General features: G+C 36.9%; 10 protein-coding genes. All 10 read right to left on the reverse strand.

What is annotated here, in order from left to right:
- Positions 1 to 3 precede the first annotated feature (3 nt).
- The 10 genes from D612_RS0116230 to D612_RS0116275 all read right to left on the reverse strand — a co-directional run bounded on the left by D612_RS0116230 (position 4) and on the right by D612_RS0116275 (position 14,993).
- Entirely contained in the window at positions 4 to 1,692 is a 1,689-nt protein-coding gene (locus D612_RS0116230; RefSeq protein WP_017756553.1) for an O-antigen ligase family protein, read from the reverse strand.
- An 11-nt stretch (positions 1,693 to 1,703) separates the two neighbouring features.
- Positions 1,704 to 2,183 (reverse strand): tetratricopeptide repeat protein, encoded by a 480-nt coding sequence (locus D612_RS0116235; protein ID WP_083888529.1) that lies wholly within the window; start codon positions 2,181 to 2,183, stop codon positions 1,704 to 1,706.
- 200 nt (positions 2,184 to 2,383) lie between these two features.
- Positions 2,384 to 3,088 (reverse strand): stalk domain-containing protein, encoded by a 705-nt coding sequence (locus D612_RS0116240; protein WP_017756555.1) that lies wholly within the window; start codon positions 3,086 to 3,088, stop codon positions 2,384 to 2,386.
- Positions 3,089 to 3,254: 166 nt separating this feature from the next.
- Positions 3,255 to 4,022, reverse strand: coding sequence for a stalk domain-containing protein (locus D612_RS0116245; protein WP_017756556.1), 768 nt, complete (start codon positions 4,020 to 4,022; stop codon positions 3,255 to 3,257).
- A gap of 154 nt (positions 4,023 to 4,176) precedes the next feature.
- Entirely contained in the window at positions 4,177 to 5,370 is a 1,194-nt protein-coding gene (locus tag D612_RS0116250; RefSeq protein WP_017756557.1) for an ISL3 family transposase, read from the reverse strand.
- 222 nt (positions 5,371 to 5,592) lie between these two features.
- Entirely contained in the window at positions 5,593 to 7,986 is a 2,394-nt protein-coding gene (locus D612_RS0116255; protein WP_017756558.1) for a copper amine oxidase N-terminal domain-containing protein, read from the reverse strand.
- 725 nt (positions 7,987 to 8,711) lie between these two features.
- Positions 8,712 to 9,032, reverse strand: coding sequence for a hypothetical protein (locus D612_RS0116260; protein ID WP_017756559.1), 321 nt, complete (start codon positions 9,030 to 9,032; stop codon positions 8,712 to 8,714).
- Between the two features lie 210 nt (positions 9,033 to 9,242).
- Positions 9,243 to 9,674 carry a 3-hydroxyacyl-ACP dehydratase FabZ gene (gene fabZ, locus D612_RS0116265; protein WP_017756560.1) on the reverse strand — a complete coding sequence of 144 codons (432 nt, stop codon included), beginning with the start codon at positions 9,672 to 9,674 and terminating at the stop codon, positions 9,243 to 9,245.
- Between the two features lie 274 nt (positions 9,675 to 9,948).
- On the reverse strand, positions 9,949 to 13,776 hold the full coding sequence (locus tag D612_RS0116270; RefSeq protein WP_017756561.1) for an efflux RND transporter permease subunit: 3,828 nt from the start codon (positions 13,774 to 13,776) through the stop codon (positions 9,949 to 9,951).
- Positions 13,773 to 14,993 (reverse strand): efflux RND transporter periplasmic adaptor subunit, encoded by a 1,221-nt coding sequence (locus D612_RS0116275; protein WP_017756562.1) that lies wholly within the window; start codon positions 14,991 to 14,993, stop codon positions 13,773 to 13,775. Before D612_RS0116275 ends, D612_RS0116270 begins: the two co-directional genes overlap by 4 nt.
- Between the last annotated feature and the right edge of the window lie 340 nt (positions 14,994 to 15,333).

A 15,333-nucleotide genomic window follows, 5' to 3' on the forward strand; every position in this document is an offset into this window, starting at 1 on the left:
CTTTTAATTTGGGACACTGTTCCTGTCCCTCTTCCCCACCGCTGAAACAAATGCTCCTAATAAAATCCAGAAAATAACTGCAGAGCCGACTACAGAATCGTTGACTAGACCTTGTATTAAGTACGCGATTGAAGCGGTAAAAAAGGCAATGGTTAATGGTGCAATTTCTGCTTCAATCTTTTCACGGTTCCAAATGAATCGAGCTCCATTTAGTAATACGCTGGCCACAAGTAGAACAAACACCAATAATGCTATAATTCCTGAACCTATTAATAAACCTAAATACAAATTATGCGGTTTATCTACTACTACATTGTACTTATTTAAGCCTGAAATTTTATCAATTTCATCCTGAGGAAACACATACGTAAATGTATCTAAACCATATCCGAATATTGGTCGCTTCATAGCCGTTTCAAATGTCTTTTCCCAAATGTATTCACGCCCTGAACCTGAACTTCGTCCTCTCTCTGGTAAAACAGGAATTTCGAATTTTTGTATCTCATTATTGATTTCATCTTCAGCGTAAACTCTATATGGGTGAAATACATTTCGTATTCCATTTTCCAATTTTAATTCATTACTATTTTTCACATTATTGAATTCAATTTGTTTATTTAATAGGCTATAATTTATTGCTTCATTCTTATTTTCCACTTTTACTGTTGCTTGCTGTTTTTCGAATGGGTTTTCTATGGACATAAATCCTAATGTTTCACGCCAAACTCTAGGATTCTCTTTTACCATCGGAACATATACAGATGTTGCTAAAACAATAAACGCGGATAAAACAACAAACGATTGTATTTTCCTATTATGAAGGAAGATTAAGATTAGTACGATTGGTAGTAATACCAACATTGTTAAAAATCCACTTGTTGAAAATGATGTTAACACCGTTACAAACGACATTAACGCTACTACAACATTTACAGCAGATCTAATTTTGTTTTTGTCGAAAATTGCCCATGTCAAGAAAAGGACTGCCATTACAGACCCGATACCACTAATATAGTTTGGATTACTTACAGTGGCCCATAGTTTTGCGCCTTCTGAAACCTGTGCACCTTCAGGAATGGATCCAAGAATAAGACTTGTTATCCAGCCAACTTCAAGTAGATCCTTTTCATTAAACAGTGCTAATCCTAAGATCATATTTATGATTACAAATGGATAAAGGGTGTATAAGAATCCTTGCATTTGTTTAACTGAAAACTTCATATTTGCTGCAACAAAAAACAAAGCAAAGTAACACATAAACGTTAACGTTCCTTCATGACGATTATACATGCCGTGGAGTGCTAAACTTTTGTAGGGTGAAAAAATGGCAGATAGTATAACAACTACTGCAAGTATACCTATGAAAAGGTTCGTATAGCTTTTTTTTATTTCATATTGCAGAAACATAATTTTATATATGAATAAAATTCCAATTATTACAGTTATTATGGCTAGAATAATATATTTGTAGTATGAAAATATATCTGCTTGCATACCCGAACTCAGAAATGTAAGTTTTGGGCTTACATATTCAAAAATGTGCGCTTTTATAAATAGAGGTACTATTAATAAGGCTGTTAGCAGCAGTATATAGATCGTTTTATCAATGGTTACTGATTCTTTTAAGTCTATATTTTGATCTCTTTTGTCTTTTTCTATTTTTACTTTTTTATAGTACTTATCATATCCCATAAGTATCTCCTCTAAGATTTTAATTGTTTATTAATTTGCTTAATCAATTTCTTTCTTTCTTTTTCCAATTCTTTTGGCGCTTTTCTAGCTTGCAAATATTCTCTTGCAATTTCTAGTTCTTTCATATTGTATAGACTTTCTCCCATTCTATAGGTAAAAGTCCCGTCTTGCAGAAGTGCAGGTCTAATATCAATAGCTTGTTGATAGTGAGTAGCAGCTTTCTCGTAATCCTGCTTAGCACTATATGCTAGTCCAAGATTATAATATAATTTGTGTTCATCTGGATATCTTATTATTAAATCTCCTAATATCTTTATTCCTTGTTCCAGCTCATTATTTTGAATAAGCTGCATTGCCTGTTGGTATTGCAAAAAATCTTGTTTAAATACTTCATCTTGTTTCTTTCCAGCCACATTCGTATATAATAGTCCAATAAATATAAACAATATAATTCCAAAAAATATATATTTCACAGTGTTAGGCTTCATCATCCAAACTCCTCTAAAAAAAACTTGTAAACATAAATAAATTTTAGTTGATTTATAGAAATAGTTCAACCTTTCATCGATATAATACGACAATAATCTTCTGGAAAAAATGAAAAAGCAACTATCCTTTACTGTCTAGCTAGGAATGTTGCTTTTTTAAATCTTCAACCTAAATCAAAAGGCTTATAATTATTTCTCTCAATTTATTTACTTATTAATTGCGCGTTGAATAACCCAACTTCAGATGTTTTTTCTGAATCAAACGATGTTACAATTCGAAGCTGAATAGTTTCCTTTACGTCTAATTCAATGCCTGCTGGTAATTCTCCTCGTTCAATTACACCAGCATAAACACGTTTATCATCCGCATAAATATTAACAGGTATTGTACTATCGATCATGTCATTTCCTTTTGTAAATCCAATATTAGCAGTAAACTTTGTATAGTTTTTGTTTAAATTAAAAACAAATTCACCAGATGGTCTTTCTGTCATAGTTGGTTGATATTTAAATAATAAATAATTAATATACTCGTTTCCAAGATTGTCTGTGACTTTCTTAACACCATCACCATATTCAGAACTAAGAGCAGTTGCTTTATGCTCAATATGTTTGATGTCATTACCAAAATAAATTAATTCACCATCAAATTCACCAATAAAAATAGTTTGTGTTGAGGCATCGTATTTTATTGGCTGTCCTAACTTTTCTGCTATAAAACGCAAAGGAACAAATGTAGTTCCCTTATACGTAAACGGTTTTTCATTAGGCATTTGTGACACCTTATCAATTTTAATTTCCTTGATTCCATAGTTCACATCAATGAGTTCAGCATTTGAAGAGGTAGCGCCAACTGTACCAAATAGAATTATTCCTATAATTAAACCTTTAATTAAATTGCTTCTCAATCTATACACCTCCTAATATAATATATATTTTAATTCGACAAAGTATCATTAAATCCTTTATATATATTATAGAAATTAAATTATTATCAAACAAAAATAGCCTCGTAACTATATTTGTTACAAGGCTGTTTAAATCATATAACAATCTTATATCATAAAATTAATATTACCATTCAAAATCAAAGGTATATTTTAATACTTTTGGATTAATTCCAGTATTTTCAACTACTTCAACATAGAATGTCCCTTGCTGGTCATCTTCTGATATTTTTGGTAACATAATGTAACCCTCAACTTCTTCATCCTCATCTATATCATTAAACCATGCAACATCTTTCCAATATAAAATATTTCCTCTAATATTTTTATGTTCATATACTTCTGATACTGATTCAAATTTTGCTGAATCTTGACTTAATTGATATTTAATATCAGTTGTATTTTTAACGATAACATACATTTTTGTAAAATTATTTGTTGTTTCTACTGAATATACCTCTAGCCGCACACCATCAATCGTTTTTGATACTGGCAATTCATCATAATCCAGGTCCGGATTGTCTTCTATGTCCTCATCCTCTTCATCATTTATCTCAACATCTGGTACCGGGTTTATGTCTAGCTCATCCATAGTGTCTTCTTCTTGAATAGGATTCTCTGTTATATTTTTTCGGATTTCCACTGTGTTTGTTGTTGAATTCCAATATACCTCAGCATCAAGTTCTTCAGCTAGAAAACGAGCAGGAACATAAGTTCTTCCTTCGTAATTTAGCGTAGTATAACCACTTGGCAATTGTTTTTCAATTCCGTTGAATGTATATTTAACCCAATCAGTAATCCTTGGCAAAGAGTCGGTATTTGCTAGTACATTCCCCCCGGAAATTAAAACAGTAGCAACAATAGCACCTGAAATAAATTCTCTATAGTTTTTCATGATGAGTCCTCCTTATTCGTATTAATATTTTTTTAAAATATGAACATTAAATGCAGATATAAAATGAGGGAATTCCAATGATAGTCAAGAAGATTTTTGGTTCTCTGTCAAATGTGGTGGTGGAAAATTGATTCCACCATCTCTTTTTGACCACTTAAATCATGATTTGTTTAACCTCTTGATGCCATAAGATTTTGTTTCTTAGTCGATTGAAATCTTTAATACCGTAAGAGTTTCGTTTTAAAACCTTAATTGTATTGTTTACTCCTTCGATATATCCATTACTAAATGGATACACAAAAGATTGTAATATCTCTGTCTTCCAACGTCGAAACGTCTTACTGACTTCACGAAATGACTCTATACTAGATGCTTCCATTGCTTTTAGACAAACTTCTAATCCTTCCTTTGCTGTGGTTTCATCACTCTCTTTGAACCATTTATCTATTTCGTTTTTCAACTCATAAGCTGCCTCAAGTCGAGGATGAACGGCTAGTAGTTCTCTCACTTTTTTCTTGTCATCTTCTGATAACTTGTACGGTGATTTCCATAATAATTTTTTACTTCGTTTCATGCGAATTCTGTCTGTCTTGCTTAGATCACGTTGTACTTCACGTCGAACTTCATCCAGTGCCCAATATACTTGTCGCATATAATGAAAGCGATCTGCAATGATCAACGGATCTCCTAATGCTTTTTTTACAGCCTGTTTAAAAGACTTTGATAAATCCATGACGACAATCTCTACAGCTCCCGTGTCACATGACTGTAGATATTTCATGATTGTTTCTACCTTTCTATTCGGTAATATTTCAACAATCTCTCGATTTTCTACATCCGCAATCACGGTTTGGAATCTTTCTCCACCTGCATCCCCTTTAAATTCATCAATGGAAATGGTTCGTGGTAGCACTATTCTTTTCTTAATATCGCGTTTATCAAAAAGTCGTAATAACCGATTGGTTGTCATTCCTGCTAGTCGGGCTGCCGTTGTAAAAGAACCCATTGCTGCATACGTTAGTGCGGTTGTTTGTAAAGATGTTGTACAACGTTGATAATGATCCACCATCTGGAGTCGCTCAAAAAAGGTATGCTGACAATCTGTACATAAATACCGCCGCTTTCTTAAATGGATTTGAACTCGTTTGTTAGATACTATGGGCCCTTGTATTATCTGATTTCGATATCCATGAATTCGTTTAGTGATCCCTTTACAGGAAGGGCATCTTTGCCTTTTAACCTTTGTATCTAATTCTACGATAAAAATCCCGGACTGCTCACTAATACTCCATACATCCACATGTCTATCTTTAATCCCCAACAATTCTATGATAAAATGATTTTGCACTCTTTCCCTCTCCTTTTGCCTTTTGTCTAGTCAACTTAAGGTTATCAAAAAGAGAAGGGATTGAGTGTATTTTTTTATATCCTTTTATCCCTTGTTGGTATTGGGGGCACCACCACATTTAGTATAGAGCCGATTTTTATAGATCCTATCCTTTATATCAAATACATATATTTTAGTAAAAAAGGCCCCCTAACGGAGGCCCCTTTTATTAGATTTGTGTTATTACTTAACTGTTACAGTTTGAGTTGCTTCGTCCCATTGAACGTCAGCACCTAGTGCTTGAGCTACATAACGAAGTGGTAATACAGTACGACCTTCAACTGTTTTTACTGCAACATCCATTGGAATGTTAGCACCATTTACAGTTAATACATTGCTACCAAGTTTTGTTTGAGCAACACGATCACCTTTAATGATTGTTACTGTTCCAGTAGCATTGTCATAAAGGATATTAGCATCTGATACACCTAATGCGTTAGCAACATAACGTACTGGTAAGAATGTACGTCCAGCTTCAACGAATGCTGCTACATCCATTTCAACTGTTTGACCATCAACTGTGTACATTGTTGAACCGATTGTAAATTTAACTTCATTTACTGTTGCATTACCTTCTGCTGGTGTTACTACTGTTGCAATTACTTGTTTAGTAACGAAATCTTGGTCAAATTCACCTGCGTCAACTTCGCCAGTTAAATTGAACTCTGTTTGATCAGGGTTTGCTTGATTATAATTATCTACATATGTTTTATCACCGAATTTGATGTTTGTTAAAGCGTTGTCTGCTACATTTTCTGCTCTTGCAAACGCAAATCCATCTTCAAAGCTAGAGTTTTGTACAATTGCGTCACCACCAACTTTGATAGTTACATCGCCTTCTGGTACTGAACGAGAAAGGTCAAGTGATAAACCAGAAATCACGATTTTACTTGCTCTTGTACTTTCGCTACTAACGTCAAATGTTAATTCATTACCATCAATATCAATAGAATCTTGATCTATTTTAACATTTCCTTCTTCTACTGTGATTGTTGGTTCTTCATCAGTAAATACTCCGTCTGATAGTACAATTCTTACTTGTTTATCTTCTAATAATGCACCTTTTACTGCTTCAGTAATAACAATGTCATTAAGTTGTTGTTTTTTAATACCAGTTCTTACATCAACTTTTTCAGTTTCAACAGTCACTGGAGCAATTACTTTTGCAATTGTAGTTTCTGGAATTTCAACTCCTGCTCTGCCGCTAACTTTTACTGTTAGATCTCCTTCAGCGTCGGCTTTAGTAGAAACGTAGAATTTAACCTTAAATTCTTTTTTACTACTACTTGCATCTAAATTTGGAATATCGAAGTTTACCTCATTGCTATCGCCTTCAATTTCCTCATTTACAATCGCAGCAAGATCACTATCCCCTACTTGGTTTCCGCCCATCTCAATGTTTTTAACATCAGATACATCAACACCTAGTACTTTAACCCAAGATGGGAATTCTACATCAACGCTACGATTAGATAACCAAGAACCCGCGATAGATTCTTTAATTAGAACTTCAACAGTCTCTACATCTACATCATCATCTGTTAGGCGACCTGCTAGTAATGTTGGAACATCACCTTCTAATTTTGGAGCAGTTCCATAGTCAGCGTATTTTGCAATGACAATTGTACCACTTGATACTTCATCGCCATCAAGGTCAACTTCAATATCGCCGTAATCAGCGTCTTTGTCTGCATCAATCGCTAAATTTTCAAGATAGAATGTTCCTAATTTAGACGGCACACCTGTGAAAACAAATGTATAAGTAAGTTCATTTCCGTCAATTGATACCCCAAGTTGTGTACCAGCAGCAGCACCAGTAGGGTCGATTACACCATTACCATCTACTGTTCCTTGATCTGCTACGTTACCAACAAAACCGCCAGCTAGTACGACACCGGATCTACCAGCAACAGGTCCTGTTGTAATTAATTGCCAATCAAAATCTGATGGTAATGTTAGTGTAATTTCTTGTACACCATCATAATTCGGGCTTGTTGTATCATATCTATCGGAATAAAGAGATCGAATAGATGTTTCATCCAAGCGGATTGTATCAAGTACCCCATTATCACCAATTGTTTTTACAGTATCGATTGAAACAGCTGTACTACCTGCTCCAACAACTGCAATTGTGTATTGGCCTGATGAGAACGTTGAACCTCTTGGATCAAGAGTTACTTTCACTTCACCTTCTGCTCCATCAATTTCAAAGTATAACGGGATATCGTATTGTACATTCACAGTGTTTACTTCCAACTCTAAATCTCTGTCAGATACTGAAACAACATCTAATTCACCACTAGAAACTGCTACGCCATAATCACCTTTTGACCACTTAACACCACTAGGTAATGACAATCTAAAAGTTTCACCAGTAGTGAAAACAACATCATCTTCTTTAATAATGAAGTTGTTATGTCCAGTAGCAGCACCTGGATCTGATACAAAATCATCGTCAACATACATTACTCTGTCAACTAAATTCGTACTATTTGCACTTACTGTATCAACAGCAACAGGTGCAACAACGCCAGCTAATAAAGCTGCTGAAGTCATAACTTTTAAAGTTTTACTCATTATTCTTTTCCTCCCTATGATTGGATATTATTTGTATATTTACACTAAACCAAAAGGACAGGTTCCTTATGTACTAAATAGGTTAATAGAATTGTCCCCTTGGGTTAGTAAATACCAAGAAACAAAGTTTCATTGTGTAGTATAGTATTGAATATTACAATTGTCAACTCTTAACAGTAGTTTGTATGATTGAAAGTTTGACAGATTCTTGACAATTGCGCGTTTAAATACTACAGTTTGTGCCATTTGAAAATTTTTACTTTCATCATGGTACAATCATATTATAGGATGATAGTACAACAGGATGCAACAAATTTCTGCAATGTTACAGAAATGTAATATTGCTAGTGTTATTTTTCATTGGATGCCAAAGTTCTAACTTGGTACTTTGATAAAGTTGTATATTCGTTGTGATACTTATTGTGAAATGGAAAAGCCTTGTCAATTGGATATTTCCACGGCCTTTTTTATTTGGACGATACCCTTCACAATATTTATCTATACTTGATTATAATGGAAATTATGCTTTATAAATAGTTAAGCTTTGCTTACTTTGTTTACAGGAATGTTACAAACTTTATGGTGTGTCGTTGATGGAAATATGCAAAAAGACAGACCTTTTCGGATCTGTCTTCGTGGATGCATATGTGGTTCATATGTGGTTATTTAGATTTTGTAAAGGTATTTGTATTGGTATTGGAATTTCTGGTTTTTATAATTTTAATTTATTTCTCTTCCTCATCGTCTTCGGTTGGATCCATTCCTACTCCACCCTCTTGGCCACCGGTATCTGTTCCAGTGTCAGTTCCTGTATCCGTTCCTACACCATTATCGGTTTCGGTTCCGTCATCCATCTCCATTCCTTCGTCTGTTCCCATTTCTTCTTCATTATTCATTGTACCTGTGTCTTCTTCCATTCCTCCCTGCTCTTCTGTGCCAACACCTTGATCTTCATCCACCGGTTGTTCCTCATTCGTCGCACACGCTGTCACTAGTGATAGTGCTAATAATCCTGCTGAAAGTTTAAATAACCAATTGTTTTTCATTTTGTTGCCTCCTCAAGTAATTTACTAAATTGGACCGTTATGTAGTGGTCTTATTTTAGTTTTGCCAAAGGAGGAAATTGTTATTATATTTTTTTCGTTTAATTTTGCAAAAAACCAGATTGTGGAAGTTCGTTCTAACTTCTTCCTATTATATCGGTATTTTTCAATTTTGGAGCGTTATATAGATTTGCATTCTTCTTTCTATATGTTCTATTGTTTATCCCCTAACGCAAACATCATTTCAAGCTCGCATGCTATTTCACCTTCAACAGTTGCCACCGCTTTCCCTTTGCCAATTCTGCCTTTTGCTCTTGTGATTTCGACTTCAAGACGGAGCTGATCTCCAGGGTAGACTTGTCGTTTGAAGCGACAGTTATCGATACCAGCAAAAAAAGCCAATCTACCTTGATTGTCCGGAAGCTTAAGTAAAGCCACTGCTCCTACTTGTGCTAACGCTTCAACAATTAACACCCCTGGCATCACTGGAAATTCAGGAAAATGCCCATTAAAGAATTGTTCATTTGCAGTTACGTTTTTGATGCCAACTGCGCGTTTTCCATCCTCCACTTCGATGATACGGTCGACTAACAGGAATGGATAGCGATGGGGAATGATTTTTTTGATTTCATTAATATCTAACATATGTATTTGGCTCCTTTATGTTTATTTTTGTTAACTGCTAAGTTAAAGTATAGCAAAAATTTAAGGTGTCAGGCACCTCTGGTTTTACATTTAGCTGTAAGTAGAATTTGTTACAGTAAATGTTTTTTCCCAGAGTGAGCCAAACACCTTAAAAGCCAGCCGCCTATCCTATTCCTGTTTCGAGTTTGTTGGAATTTTAAAATGTCCTCTTTAGATATTTCTGTAAACTTGATGATGCTATCTAACTTTGACTTATGGGACGATGAACCTGTCCCTACATCCCATGCACATCGTCAGCACATTGGATGTTTAACTCTTTGTTTTTGCGGTGCTTAATTTTTGCCCGTTTTGTTTCGACCATACAGTATAACACTGGAATCACAAAGAGCGTTAGGACTGTTGAAGCGATTGTTCCAAACATAAGCGAAATGGCAAGCCCTGAAAATATCGGGTCAAATAAGATTACGACCGCCCCAATGACAACAGCTGCTGCTGTTAACACGATTGGCTTTGCCCGCACAATCCCTGCTTCAATGACGGCATCCGAGAGCTTAGCACCCTCTTCACGGCGCATGATGGTAAACTCAACAAGTAAAATTGAGTTCCGAACGATAATCCCCGCCAGGGCTATGACCCCAATCATTGAGGTTGCTGTGAAAAAGGCTCCGAATGCCCAGTGCCCAGGGATGACACCAATTAACGTTAATGGAATTGGTGACATGATGATGACAGGTGTAATAAATGACTGGAACCAGCCTGTCACAAGCAAATACATAACGATAAGTGCAATCGCAAAAGCAATTCCTAAATCACGGAACACTTCATAGGTGATTTGCCATTCACCGTCCCACTTCATTTTAATATCATCCTCAAGCCATGGCTGGTGAGTGAGATACTGTTCAATTTTTGTCCCTGATGCCGTTTCAATACTTGCAATCTTATCCCACATTTTCGCCATTGCATAAGCCGGACTTTCTTCAAAGTCTGCGACATCGCCAACGACATAGGTGACGCTTTGTAAATTTTTCCGATAAAGTGGTTGTTCAACGTCGCCCTCTTCGATTTCGACTAGCTCGCCGAGCGGTATCAACTTTCCATTGGCCGTTGGAATTTGAATACTTTTTATATCTTCAAGATTGGCGCGATCCCCTTTTTTCGGTTGTACTTTTATCTGTACTGGAGTTAATTCATGCTCTGGATGAATTAATCCAACCACCGCACCATCGATCATCATTTGAATGGTTTTGACGATTTGTTCATCAGAAACCCCATTCAGCCTAGCTTTATCTTGAATGGCAAACCGGTATTCGGTTTGAATATCCTCCATATACGTATCGACATCAACGACGCCTTCGGTTTCCTTGAAAATCGCTTCCGCTTTCTTTGCCACTTCAAATTGCTCTTCACGATTGTTTCCGTAAATTTCTAATACTAACGTTGATAGTACTGGCGGACCCGGTGGAACTTCAACCACTTTCGCATTCGCACCGTATTTTGCAGCAATCGCTTGAATATCCGGTCGAATACGTTTTGCAATGTCATGACTTTGATGCTCGCGATGCGTTTTTTCAACTAGATTGATTTGTATATCTGCCTCGTGTTTGTCAGAACGCAAATAGTAGTGACGAACAAGACCGTTGAAGTTAAACGGCGAGGCCGCCCCAATATACATTTCATAATCGGTTACTTCATTTATATTGGATATATATTCACCGATGGATTTTGTAGCTGCTGCTGTTGATTCAAGTGTTGTCCCCTCTGGCATATCAATAACAACTTGAATTTCGCTTTTATTATCAAACGGCATCATTTTCATCGGTACTGCCTTTGTGTAGAAAAAGCTAAACGAACCAAGCAGCAACCCGACAATTCCAAGTAAGAATATCGTTCTTTTTCCTTTATTAAGCAGCATTTGTTGAATCGTATCAGCATACCATTTCGAATAGCCTGTTAGGCGATTACGGTCAAACGTCGGTTCTTCATGACCCGGTGTCTTCTTTAAAAATCGGTAAGCAAACCAAGGTGTAACGATAAAGGCAACGAGTAATGAGAAGAACATTGCGACCGATGCATTAATTGGAATTGGCGCCATATACGGACCCATGAGACCGCCAACAAATGCCATAGGCATTAGTGTTGCAATTACGGTAAAGGTCGCCAAAATTGTCGGATTCCCAACCTCATCAACAGCTAAAATTGCTGCTTTCAATGGTTTATGCGTTCCTTTTTGGAACCACCGATGGATGTTCTCTACGACAACGATGGCGTCGTCCACAAGAATTCCGATTGCAAAAATTAGCGCAAATAGCGTAACCCGGTTTAATGTATAGCCGTACATCTTACTTAGAAATAATGCGAGCGAAAGCGTAACTGGTACGGCAATTCCGACGACAATTGCTTCACGGACGCCGAGAACAACCCCAATTAAGAGAGTAACAGACAATGTTGCGATTAATAAATGCTTAATGAGTTCATCGGCTTTCTCCTCGGCGGTATCACCGTAATTTCGCGTTGTTGTCACATGGAAACCTTCCGGAATGACTTTCCCTTCCATGTCTTCTATCTTTTTCTCGATATTATCAGCAATCCAAACAGCGTTTGTATTTGGCTTTTTCGATACAGCAATCGTGACAGCAGGAAAGATCTCTCCTTGCTCCTTCTCAATTCCTTTTTCCTCAGCCATTGGACCGACACCGAAAAGAACGTAATTATCAACCTCTTTCGGTCCATCTTTGACTTCGGCGACATCCTTCACATAAACAGGACGATTTTCATAAATGCCGATAACGAGGTTTTCAATTTCAGTTTTATCTTTGAAGTATTGGCCGGTCTTTACTTTATATTCTTCGTTGCCTTGGTCGAATGCTCCCGATGCTAACGATATATTCGCTTGCCTGATCGTTTGTTCTATCGCAAGCGGTGACAAGCGGTAGCTCGCAAGGCGGTTAGGATCAATTTGGATTGTAAGCTCTCTTGAAAGACCTCCAATGACTTCTGTTTTCGATACATTTTCAATTTTGTTAATTTCATCAGCAATGACATCTGCAACCCTTTTGATTTCGTAATGGGTATACTCGTCACTCCAAACCGTTAACGACACAATCGGAACATCGTCGATTGTAATTGGTTTCACTAACGGTTCCATCGCCCCTTCTGGGAGCTCGTCAATATTGGACATGAGTTTGTTGTATAACCTGACTAAGCTTTGGTCTAAATCGCTTCCAACTTTGAAGCGCGTAATAAAGTTTGCCATCCCTGGTGTTGATGTGGAGTAAATGTATTCAATCCCATCAATTTCCCAGAGCTTTTTCTCGATCACCTTCGTAATTCGGTTTTCGATATCCTCTGCAGTATGTCCCGGATAGGCGATATATACATCCATCATCGGTACGGATATTTGCGGTTCTTCTTCGCGCGCTGTGTTGAGAACAGCAAAGACGCCTAGTAAAATTGTTGCTATTACGAGTAATGGTGTTAACTTTGAGTTGATAAATGCTTTTGCAATTTTGCCCGATAGGCCGATTTTTTCGTGATTGTTTTTGTGATTGTGTTGATTGCTGTCGTGATTGTGGTTGTGATTGTTGTTGTAATTGTTGCCGTGATTGTTGCCGTGATTATTATTGCGATTTTGTTGATTGTTGTTGTGATTGTTGCCGTGATTGCTGTTGTGATTGTGTTGATGCTCGTTTATGCGTTCGTTCTTACGCTTACTTATGTGTTCGTTTTGAAGTTCATTTTGTTGTGTGTTTCGGCGCAAGTTCGGATCCTCGTTTGATTGCTGGTTTTGAGACAAACCATCGTATTCGCTTTGATTTAAGTTTTCGGACAAGCCCCCGTCCTCGCTTTGATTTCGGTTTTGGGATAAGCTCTCGTCCTCGCTTTGATTTTGGTTTTGGGATAAGCTCTCGTCCTCGCTTTGATTTTGGTTTCGGGACAAGCCCTCGTCTTCGCTTTGATTTTGGTATTGGTGTTCATTTTGCTGATCTTTTTGAAGTTCATCTTGATGTTCATTGTGGCTCAAATTTTGGTTCTCTTGTTCGTTTTCATTTTTGTTTATATCATGGCGTTCATTTTCGTGATCGTGTCCGTTTTTGTTTTTCACTCAACGTTCACCACCTTGAAGCCATCCTTTACTTTTTCAACATCAGTAACTACAATGAGCTCACCAATATCCAGCCCGCTTAACACCTCAACACGACCATCATTTTCTTCACCGAGCTGCACATAACGAAGTCGGGCGATGCCTTCCTCATCAACAACAAACACCGCTGTTAGCTGTGACCAATAATAAATCGCTGTTGTAGGTATAAAAATTCCCTTTTCGTCCGTTTCCGGAAAAACAGCATAGCCAAACATCCCGCTTTTTAAACTTTCTTGGTTGTCATCGATTTCAATTTTTACTTTAAAGGTGCGGCTTGCCGGATCAATCTTCGGTGTAACCTCCGCTACCTTGCCTTGCAACGTTTTATTGAGGGCATCTATTGTCACTGGGATTTCTTCACCAAGTTCGATTTGGTTTTGCTTTCGCTCATCCACAAATACCTCAAGAAAATACGGCGATTTTTCTACTGTAATCAACTGCATCCCTGGATTTACCATATCACCAATATCAACTAACGTTTCAACGACAACCCCATCAAACGGTGCTATAATGGTTGCATCTGCTGCCGTAATACTTGCAGAACTGTAAGCCGCTTCAACCACGCCTAAATTCGCGATGACTTCAGCACGATTCGCCTTTGTCATTTCTAACTGCGCTTCTGCTTGAGCAAGCTGAGCTTTTGCCGCAAGGTACGCTGTTTCTGCTTCTTCTTTTTCCTGAAGGCTTGCCGCACCTGCTTCGTATAAGCTATTTACGCGTTTATAGCTTTTTTCCTTCATCGTAAAATCCGCTAATGCTTTTTGTACAACTGCTTCGACTTGTTTAATCGTTTCCTCAATGCTTGTTACCTTTGCTTTTACTGTGTCCACACTTGCTGAAGCTTGACTTAAGGCTGCGTCCACTTTCTCTTTGTTAAGTTGTACTAAAGTTTGCCCTTGTTTCACATAATCCCCACTTTTGACGAGGACATCACTTACATCGGCCATAATTTCCGACGATATCTTAGCACTTTCATCGGATACGGTTGTTCCATAAACCTTATTCCCAGAATCATAGTTTTCATTTTTGATTTCAACGACTTTAATCCCGTCTATTTGCTTTGCCTCTACGGCCTTCATTCCAGGCTCCACTTTTTCAATAAATACCCCAGATAAAATTAATAAAAATACTGTAACTGGAACAATTAGAAAAACAACTACCTTTACCCAACCCTTCATTCAACTTCCCCCCAATGTTTGATTTTTGTGTGTTGGATGTAACATTGCTTGAAAAGTAAAACTGTTGACTACTGCGGTTTGCAAATCCCCCCCATTTGCTTCACCGCTGAATCTAAAGTATCTAGGGCTACTAAGTAACGCCCCTATGTACTATTAACCCCATTTCAAATTGGTTAACCTTATACCCATAAGGGTATATTAATATTAAAAGTATTAGAAGTCAACTTTAATATATCGACAATTTTAGATTTTGGTTGGTGAGATAAATGATGCAATTATTATGATTACGAATATTTTTCAAAGAGGTAACAAGTAAGAAAAAATGGGCTATACAAAAAAA

This window comes from Calidifontibacillus oryziterrae (genome assembly GCF_000331575.1).
GTDB classification, from domain to species: Bacteria; Bacillota; Bacilli; order Bacillales; family Bacillaceae_J; genus Calidifontibacillus_A; species Calidifontibacillus_A oryziterrae.

Bases quoted from the DNA above. Each gene is read 5' to 3' on its own strand.
- D612_RS0116260 (WP_017756559.1), bottom strand. From the start codon at position 9,032: ATGAAAAACAATTGGTTATTTAAACTTTCAGCAGGATTATTAGCACTA.
- D612_RS0116230 (WP_017756553.1), bottom strand. From the start codon at position 1,692: ATGGGATATGATAAGTACTATAAAAAAGTAAAAATAGAAAAAGACAAA.
- D612_RS0116275 (WP_017756562.1), bottom strand. From the start codon at position 14,993: ATGAAGGGTTGGGTAAAGGTAGTTGTTTTTCTAATTGTTCCAGTTACA.
- D612_RS0116245 (WP_017756556.1), bottom strand. From the start codon at position 4,022: ATGAAAAACTATAGAGAATTTATTTCAGGTGCTATTGTTGCTACTGTT.
- D612_RS0116255 (WP_017756558.1), bottom strand. From the start codon at position 7,986: ATGAGTAAAACTTTAAAAGTTATGACTTCAGCAGCTTTATTAGCTGGC.
- fabZ (WP_017756560.1), bottom strand. From the start codon at position 9,674: ATGTTAGATATTAATGAAATCAAAAAAATCATTCCCCATCGCTATCCA.
- D612_RS0116235 (WP_083888529.1), bottom strand. From the start codon at position 2,183: ATGATGAAGCCTAACACTGTGAAATATATATTTTTTGGAATTATATTG.